This is a genomic window from Streptomyces sp. NPDC056948 (assembly GCF_042674225.1).
Taxonomy (GTDB): domain Bacteria; phylum Actinomycetota; class Actinomycetes; order Streptomycetales; family Streptomycetaceae; genus Streptomyces; species Streptomyces purpurascens.
Window position 1 is genome coordinate 1 of record NZ_JBHUQX010000643.1, and the last position, 3,546, is coordinate 3,546.

At 68.9% G+C, this 3,546-nt stretch carries 2 protein-coding genes; both read left to right on the top strand.

Annotated features, from left to right (window positions below):
• The first annotated feature begins 104 nt into the window (after positions 1 to 104).
• Positions 105 to 1,793, top strand: a complete 1,689-nt coding sequence (locus ACFTZL_RS42745; protein ID WP_382595373.1) for a glycoside hydrolase family 13 protein — start codon at positions 105 to 107, stop codon at positions 1,791 to 1,793.
• A gap of 119 nt (positions 1,794 to 1,912) precedes the next feature.
• Positions 1,913 to 3,286: an alpha-amylase family protein gene (locus ACFTZL_RS42750; protein ID WP_382595375.1), complete on the top strand. Its 1,374-nt coding sequence runs from the start codon at positions 1,913 to 1,915 to the stop codon at positions 3,284 to 3,286.
• The last annotated feature ends 260 nt before the right edge of the window (positions 3,287 to 3,546 follow it).

Consider the following 3,546-nt stretch of genomic DNA (forward strand, 5'->3'; position numbering starts at 1 on the left):
GGGTGGGCGGCCGTGGTGCCCATCCGACCCCGCTGTGCCGCGGCCGCCCCAATACCCCGCCCACGCCTTCCATGACCGACATCCTGTGACGCACCAAGGACGACATGAGCCAGCAGCACTCAGCCGCCCCGACCCCGACTTCCGCGACGGCCGTCGCCAAGCGCCGCGACTGGTGGCGGGACGCGGTGATCTACCAGGTGTACCCGCGCAGCTTCGCCGACAGCGACGGCGACGGCATGGGCGACCTGGAAGGTGTCCGCACCCGTCTGCCGTATCTGCGCGACCTCGGCGTGGACGCCGTGTGGCTCAGCCCCTTCTACGCCTCGCCGCAGGCCGACGCCGGCTACGACGTCGCCGACTACCGGGCCGTCGACCCCATGTTCGGCAACCTCCTGGACGCCGACGCGCTGATCCGCGACGCCCACGCACTGGGCCTGCGGATCATCGTCGACCTGGTCCCGAACCACTCCTCCGACCAGCACGAGTGGTTCAAGCGGGCCGTCGCCGAGGGCCCGGGCTCCCCGCTGCGGGAGCGCTACCACTTCCGTCCCGGCAAGGGGGAGAACGGCGAACTGCCCCCCAACGACTGGGAGTCGATCTTCGGCGGCCCGGCGTGGACCCGGGTCACCGAACCCGACGGCACGCCCGGGGAGTGGTACCTGCACCTCTTCGCCCCCGAGCAGCCCGACTTCAACTGGGAGCACCCGGCGGTCGGCGACGAGTTCCGCTCCATCCTGCGCTTCTGGCTGGACATCGGCGTCGACGGCTTCCGCATCGACGTCGCCCATGGCCTGGTGAAGGCTGAAGGGCTGCCCGACCTCGGATCCCACGACCAGGTGAAGCTGCTGGGCAACGATGTCATGCCGTTCTTCGACCAGGAGGGCGTGCACGAGATCTACCGGCAGTGGCGGCTCATCCTCGACGAGTACGCGGGGGAGAGGATCTTCGTCGCGGAGGCCTGGACGCCGACCATCGAGCGCACCGCCCACTACGTCCGCCCGGACGAGCTGCACCAGGCGTTCAACTTCCAGTACCTCAGCACCCACTGGGACGCCGAGGAGATGCGCGAGGTCATCGACCGCACCCTGGACGCCATGCGCCCGGTCGGAGCCCCCGCCACCTGGGTGCTGTCCAACCACGACGTGACCCGGCACGCCACCCGCTTCGCCAACCCGCCCGGCCTCGGCACCCAGATCCGGCTGGCCGGCGACCGGGAACTGGGGCTGCGCAGGGCCCGGGCCGCGAGCCTGCTCATGCTGGCGCTGCCCGGCTCGGCCTACGTCTACCAGGGCGAGGAGCTCGGGCTGCCCGACGTCGTCGACCTGCCGGACGAGGTGCGTCAGGACCCGGCGTACTTCCGGGGCGCCGGCCAGGACGGCTTCCGCGACGGGTGCCGGGTGCCGATCCCGTGGACCCGGGCCGGGTCGTCGTACGGCTTCGGTGACGGCGGTAGCTGGCTGCCGCAGCCGGACGGGTGGGGCGAGCTGAGTGTCGAGGCGCAGACCGGGGAGCCCGGCTCGACGCTGGAGCTGTACCGGGTCGCGCTCGCCGTGCGCCGCGAGCAGCCCGACCTCGGCGCCGGCACGTCCGTGGAGTGGCTGCGGGCGCCCGAGGGTGTGCTCGCCTTCCGGCGCGGGGAGTTCGTGTGCGTCGCGAACACCACCGGGGAGTCGGTGGCGATGCCGGCCTACGGCCGGGTGCTGGTCGCGAGCGGCGAGATCGTCGAGGTCGACGACGAGGCGAAGGTGCCGGCCGACACCACGGTGTGGTGGACCACCGCGATCACCGCCTGATTTTCCTTTGAATTTCGTACGGCCCGCTGCCCTTTCGGGTGGCGGGCCTTTAACATCTGCGTCACCGCAAGGTTTCTGAACCTTGCAGCAAGAACCTTCAACGAAGAAGGAAACCCCACATGGCACGCAGATTCCTCGCCTCCGCCGTCGCGCTCACCGCGGCTTCGGTTGTCATGAACCCGACCAGTGCACAGGCCTCCCCACCTGGCACCAAGGACGTCACCGCCGTCCTCTTCGAGTGGAACTTCGCCTCCGTCGCCCGCGAGTGCACCAACACCCTCGGGCCCGCCGGCTACGGCTACGTCCAGGTCTCCCCGCCCGCCGAGCACATACAGGGCTCCCAGTGGTGGACGTCGTACCAGCCGGTCAGCTACAAGATCGCCGGCCGGCTCGGCGACCGCACGGCCTTCCGGAACATGGTGAACACCTGCCACGCGGCCGGTGTGAAGGTCGTCGCCGACACGGTCATCAACCACATGTCGGCCGGCGGCGGCACCGGGACCGGCGGCTCGTCGTACACGAAGTACACCTATCCCGGGCTGTACTCCTCCAACGACTTCGACGACTGCACCTCCCGGATCACCAACTACCAGGACCGCTGGAACGTCCAGCACTGCGAACTGGTGGGCCTGTCCGACCTCGACACCGGCGAGGACTACGTCCGCGGGGCGATCGCCGGGTACATGAACGACCTGCTCTCCCTCGGCGTGGACGGCTTCCGTATCGACGCGGCCAAGCACATGGACACGGCCGACCTGGCGAACATCAAGTCCCGGCTGAGCAGCCCGTCGGTGTACTGGAAGCAGGAGGTCATCTTCGGCTCCGGCGAGGCCGTCCAGCCCACCGAGTACACGGGCAACGGCGACGTCCAGGAGTTCCGCTACGCCTATGACCTCAAGCGGGTCTTCAACAACGAGAACCTCGCCTATCTGAAGAACTACGGCGAGGGCTGGGGCTACATGAGCAGCGGCGTCTCCGGTGTCTTCGTCGACAACCACGACACCGAGCGCAACGGCTCGACCCTCAGTTACAAGGACAACGCCAACTACACCCTCGCCAACGTCTTCATGCTCGCCTGGCCCTACGGCGCCCCGGACATCAACTCCGGCTACGAGTTCACCGACCACGACGCCGGCCCGCCGAGCGGCGGCCAGGTGAACGCCTGCTGGCAGGACGGCTGGAAGTGCCAGCACAACTGGCCGGAGATCAAGTCGATGGTCGGCTTTCGCAACGCCACACGCGGTGAGGCCGTCACCAACTGGTGGGACAACGGGGGCGACGCCATCGCGTTCGGGCGGGGGAGCAAGGGCTTCGTGGCCATCAACCACGAGTCGGGCTCACTGAGCCGGACCTACCAGACCTCGCTGCCGGCGGGGACGTACTGCGACGTGCAGAACAACACGACCGTGACCGTGAACTCCAGTGGCCAGTTCACCGCCACCCTCGGCGCGAACACCGCTCTCGCCCTCCATGCGGGCAGGTCGAGCTGCTGAGCGCGAGCGCCCCGGTGCGGTGCGTGAGGGATTGACGCTTCCGGAACGCTGCCCTACGTTCCCTGCACAGTGGCAACTCCCTGAACGTTGTTCAGCATCTCGAACACTCGCCCCTCGGAAACCCCGAGGGGCGACCTCATACCACTGGGAGCGCTCCCATGACGGGACGGATCACGCTGCGCGAACTCAGGGGTCCTTTCACTATGCCCGCCCGGGTCGCGCGGCCTGGCACCGCACCTCGCCGCGTTGCCGAAGCGCCC